The organism is Candidatus Magnetobacterium casense (genome assembly GCF_019173545.1).
Taxonomy (GTDB): domain Bacteria; phylum Nitrospirota; class Thermodesulfovibrionia; order Thermodesulfovibrionales; family Magnetobacteriaceae; genus Magnetobacterium; species Magnetobacterium cryptolimnobacter.
Map to the genome: position 1 here is coordinate 1 of NZ_JABXWD010000300.1, position 4228 is coordinate 4228.

The following is a 4228-nucleotide window of genomic DNA, read 5'->3' on the forward strand; positions in this document are numbered from 1 at the left end:
TCTCTCATCTGTTCAATTAGAGGCTTCTCCTTACAGTGACCTCAGAATCCTCAGCAACTTTGTGATGGTGATCTTGATGTCCTTGCGGTGGACGACCATATCGATCTGACCGTTTTTGAGCAGGAACTCTGCCTGTTGAAAGTCGCCGGGTAATTGTTGGCTGATGGTCTGCTGTATGACCCTTGCCCCGGCAAATCCGATTAGGGCCTTTGGCTCTGCGATTATCACATCCCCCAGCATGGCAAAGCTCGCACTGACCCCGCCAAAGGTCGGATCGGTCAACAGGGCGATATAGACAAGCCCCCTGTTGCGCAGCCTGCCTATGGCCGCCGAGACCTTTGCCATCTGCATCAGCGAATAGATGCCCTCCTGCATCCGAGCCCCTCCGGAGGCGCAGCAGACCACAAGTGGCATGTTGCCCTCCACGGCAGCGTCGATGACCCTCACGAGCTTCTCACCCACCGCCGACCCCATGCTGCCACCCATGAAGGAGAAATCCATTGCGGCTATTGCTATGGGCAGTCTGTTAATGGTTCCCGTGCCGCTGACAACGGCCTCCTTGAGGTTACTCTTTTGTTGGTTCTTAAGGAGACGGTCATTGTAGGATATGGTGTCTGTGAATTCAAGCGGATCGGCACTTGTCAGCGACGCATCCAACTCAACAAACGTGCCGCTGTCTATGAGCATGTTGATACGCTCACGGGCACCTAGTCTGAAGTGGTAGGCGCACTTTGGGCAGACCCTCAGATTCTTTGCCAGCTCCTTACGATAAACTATCTCCTTGCAACTGTTGCACTTGACCCAGAGTCCTTCGGGGATATTGACCCGTTTCTGTGTGCTGTCGTCCTTTGAGCGCTTAAACCAAGCCATAGTCCTGCGTCAACTGAAACGATACATCCCCGGCCATGATGCAGGGGATAAGTGTCTTCCTACCTGCGCTGCCCAGTCTCTCAAAGGCAGAGGCTATTGTCGTATGTGTCATCTGTAAAATCTTTCCTCTTTTCTATAACAGCTCGGTGATATTATATCATAAATACAGTTTTGAGAGGGGGAAAAAAGTCGCTTGAAAAAGACGATACAGAATAGTTCTTTCTCCTCTCTATAAGTGAGAGAATCATCAAGTTGCTTCAAGGATCAGACAATCACATCAGAAAATATGACAATCTGTAAATACTTGTTATCCCTTGACAAAAGTTGGTGTAATCTGTCATAAAATAACTGTAATGAAACTTTGACAGCAAGGAGCTTACATGTGTGAAAACGATAATATGCCTGGGGTGGCACTGAGCGGGGGGTTGCCAACCCCTCACCCCCGTAAAGGTTTTAAGACCTTACCGGTGGAAGATGCCGTGGGCAGGATGCTGGCGCACGATATCACGGAGATAAGACAGGGGGAGTTTAAGGGCAGGGCGTTTAAGAAGGGACACGTCATCACGGTTGGTGACATCGAACATCTTAAGAGACTCGGCAAGAATAACATCTACCTCCTGGAAATAGACGATGATTCCATGCACGAAAACGATGCGGCCTTTGCGTTGGCTCATTCGTTAGTAGGCAGTGGTGTAGAGATCGAGGGGCAACCTTCGGAGGGCAAACTAAACCTCCTGGCAGCACACAATGGTCTGCTCAAGATAGATAAAGATGCCCTGTATAGATTTAACCTTGTGGGCGAGGTGATGTGTGCCACGCTGCATACCAACACGGTCGTCACCAGGGGACAGACCGTTGGAGGGGTCAGGGCCATTCCGCTGGTGGTCAAAAAGGATGTTGTCCAGCGGGCAGTCTCTGCCGCCAAGGACGCAAACGGTTGCCTGCAGGTCAGGGAGATTCGCAAGGCCAGAGCCGGCGTGGTCATCACCGGTAGCGAGGTCTATACCGGCAAGATAGAGGACAAGTTCCTGCCAGTGGTGCAGACCAAGATAGCACGCTTTGAGGGCGAGGTCATAGGCTCCCATCTGGCCCCCGATGATGCAGCGTTCATTGTGCAGAGGCTCAGGGGACTCATCGAGGCCGGAGCAGACCTCCTGATAATCACCGGGGGGTTGTCGGTAGACCCCGATGACGTTACGCGCTTTGCCGTTAAGATGCTTGGCGCTACGGAGATACACTACGGGGCAGCAGTGCTTCCCGGGTCGATGTTTCTGGTTGCCTATATGGAGGGTACGGCGGGGGCGACCATCCCAATCCTCTGTATACCGGCCTGCGGAATGTATCACGGCATTACGGTCTTTGACCTGGTGCTGCCACGCATCCTGGCCGGAGACCACATCGGCAGAGGGGAGCTTGCAGAGATGGGACACGGGGGACTGTGCATGCAGTGTAAGGAATGCCACTATCCCATCTGCCCGTTTGGAAAGTAACGCCCGTGCAGTTGTGCGACACATACGGCAGGGTCATTGACTATATCCGCATATCCATAACCGACAGATGCAGTCTGAGGTGTATGTACTGCACCCCAACAAACTCCGCCTCACCCTACGACAGTGCAGAGGTGATGACCTTTGAGGAGATATTGCGGTTTGTCCGGGCGGCATCGGAGCTGGGGGTCAAAAAGATTCGTATCACCGGCGGAGAACCCCTCATGCGTCGTGGTCTGCCGGGGCTGATTACGGAGATCAAGGCCATCGGGGGGATCTTTGACCTCAGCCTCACCACCAACGGAATAATGTTGCCGGAATACGCCCAAAAACTGGCATCTGCCGGTCTGAACAGGGTAAACATAAGCCTCGACTCCCTGCTCCCCCAACGCTATGCGCAGATAACCGGAGGGGGCAACCTCAAAAAGGTAACGGATGGCATACAGGCAGCAAAAGATGCCGCTCTGACACCCATTAAACTGAACATGGTGCCAATGAGAGGCATAAACGACGACGAAATCGAATCGTTTGCCCGCATGACTCTCACGCAGGATATTCACGTGCGTTTTATAGAACTCATGCCAACGGCGGTAATCGGTCGGCAGTACAAGGAGATGCTAATCAACAGCAGCGAAATCCACCAGCGACTGCAACAAATATCCCCCCTGTATCCGGTCAAGATACGCCTCAATGGTCCGGCACGCTACTACAGATTTGAATCCGCCGCCGGTGTCATCGGTATCATTAGCGCCATTACGTGTCACTTCTGCCAGGACTGCAACAGAATGAGACTGACAGCTATAGGTAAACTAAAACCGTGCCTGTTCTCAAATAAACTCATTGACCTCAAGCCATATCTTACAGACGACTCGTCCATAGAACAACTCAAGGAACTGATCCGCACCGCAACCGAATTAAAACCCCGGGGCCACAATATCACTGCCACAGACTCCACCCTGGCCATGTCTCAGATCGGCGGATAGGGGAGAAAAAAACTCACTTAATGAAAAACATAGCCGTAGCGATACTTGTAGTAGCGTTTTTGGGTCTTGTAAAGCCGCCAAGTCTTAACATAGATATTCAGAATGAATGCAATTTACATACCATCCTTGACGTATGTTCTGACAATGACGCCGGCGGGGTCTTTGACAATCATGCTGACTCTTTCTGTGAAAAGATAGTCTCCGTAGAGATACTTGAATATGTAGCTTCGTATTTTCCTCCCGAAAAACATAGATATAAGTTTATAGAGTTCTCCATAAGCGACAAACCTCCACGCCAAAATAACTTCCTTGTTTAGCTTACAACCCTGAATCTACTAATAAGGAGGTCTTATTTGTTATGTATAAACCTGCAAGAAGGTTTGTATCTGCTGTTGGTTTGTTTATGCCGTCAGCGGCTTTGTGTTTTATAGTGATTTTGCTTTCAATGGGGGCGTTATGTACCCTGCCGCAGGTGGCAGGGGCCTCAGAGAGTACAACGAAGATCAAGGAAACAAAAATCGACAATGCCTCATCACCTGAGTCGGATACACACGGTATCTACGGTCTTGAGGAGGTAGTCGTTACCGCCCCTGTCAGCGTTGAGCCTTTGATTGTAACGACCAATCCCAAGGCGCCTCACCAACCGGTTCCTGCCCATGATGGGGCCGAGTATCTCAAGGGCATCTCCGGCTTTTCCATTATCCGTAAGGGAGGTACCGATGGTGATCCGGTGTTTAGGGGTATGTCAGGGTCGAGGCTGAATATACTTCTTGACGGGCAACAGATATTTGGCGGGTGTGGTGGACGTATGGACCCGCCCACTGCGTATGTCTTTCCGGAGTCATATGACATTATCACCGTTATCAAAGGGCCGCAATCGGTTCTTAA

6 protein-coding genes are annotated in these 4228 nt (G+C 51.2%); 4 read left to right on the forward strand and 2 right to left on the reverse strand.

The window, feature by feature from the left end; genetic code table 11:
* Positions 1–30 precede the first annotated feature (30 nt).
* Positions 31–870 (reverse strand): acetyl-CoA carboxylase, carboxyltransferase subunit beta, encoded by an 840-nt coding sequence (accD, locus tag HWQ67_RS13665; RefSeq protein WP_218253245.1) that lies wholly within the window; start codon positions 868–870, stop codon positions 31–33.
* On the reverse strand, positions 857–982 hold the full coding sequence (locus HWQ67_RS19995) for a hypothetical protein (protein WP_255317284.1): 126 nt from the start codon (positions 980–982) through the stop codon (positions 857–859). Before HWQ67_RS19995 ends, accD begins: the two co-directional genes overlap by 14 nt.
* Before the next feature lie 268 nt (positions 983–1250).
* Between HWQ67_RS19995 and HWQ67_RS13670 the strand changes: the two genes are divergently transcribed.
* From HWQ67_RS13670 to HWQ67_RS13685, 4 genes are all read left to right on the forward strand, one after another.
* A complete protein-coding gene (locus HWQ67_RS13670) occupies positions 1251–2360 on the forward strand; it encodes a molybdopterin-binding protein (protein WP_218253246.1) in 1110 nt (369 codons plus the stop codon).
* On the forward strand, positions 2327–3340 hold the full coding sequence (gene moaA, locus HWQ67_RS13675) for a GTP 3',8-cyclase MoaA (protein WP_218253247.1): 1014 nt from the start codon (positions 2327–2329) through the stop codon (positions 3338–3340). The genes HWQ67_RS13670 and moaA overlap by 34 nt, the downstream gene beginning before the upstream one ends.
* 20 nt (positions 3341–3360) lie before the next feature.
* Positions 3361–3657: a hypothetical protein gene (locus HWQ67_RS13680; protein ID WP_218253248.1), complete on the forward strand. Its 297-nt coding sequence runs from the start codon at positions 3361–3363 to the stop codon at positions 3655–3657.
* Positions 3658–3698: 41 nt separating this feature from the next.
* Positions 3699–4228 (forward strand): TonB-dependent receptor plug domain-containing protein (locus HWQ67_RS13685; RefSeq protein WP_255317285.1); only part of this gene is annotated, 530 nt, incomplete at its 3' end.